The organism is Vibrio sp. 1288, from assembly GCF_033344475.1.
Window position 1 is genome coordinate 1 of the sequence record NZ_JAWPOX010001027.1, and the last position, 536, is coordinate 536.

Consider the following 536-nt stretch of genomic DNA (forward strand, 5'->3'; position numbering starts at 1 on the left):
GTGATTGGCCAGCAGCTGATCCGTGATAAGAATGGTCAAGGGCGTCATGGTGTGTTTGAGATCTTGCTAAACAGCCCACGAGTGTCGGATTTGATCCGTCGTGGTGATTTACACGAATTGAAATCAACCATGGCACGATCCAATGAGTTTGGCATGCTGACGTTTGACCAATCGCTCTACAAGTTGGTGATGCAAGGTAAGATCAGCGAAGAGGATGCACTGCACAGTGCGGATTCTGCCAACGATCTTCGTTTAATGCTGAAAACACAGCGTGGTGAGCCGTTCTCTACAGGCAGTCTTGCCAACGTCAAAATCGATATGGATTAAGCGTATTCAAGACACAAAAAAGGTTGGCTTCTGCCAACCTTTTTCATTGTGCTTGCGAGGTTTATTCACCCCAAAGCGCTTCAAACCAACTTTCTAGAATGACCACGGCAGATTGGCAGTCGATATTGCCTTTCGATAAGGCTTTGTAGCCACCCATACTGAACAATTCTGCGCGCGCTTCTGAAGTTGATAAGCGCTCATCATGCAAT

At 46.8% G+C, this 536-nt stretch carries 1 protein-coding gene and 1 pseudogene; one reads left to right on the forward strand and one right to left on the reverse strand.

The genetic code is table 11. The annotated features are described in order from the left end of the window. A pseudogene (locus R8O11_RS30715) lies at nt 1–327 on the forward strand (type IV pili twitching motility protein PilT); the annotation flags it as partial. Nucleotides 328–388: 61 nt separating this feature from the next. Here R8O11_RS30715 and ruvX read toward each other — a convergent pair. Beyond that, a partial coding sequence (ruvX, locus tag R8O11_RS30720) for a Holliday junction resolvase RuvX (RefSeq protein WP_318195319.1) occupies nt 389–536 on the reverse strand: 148 nt, incomplete at its 5' end.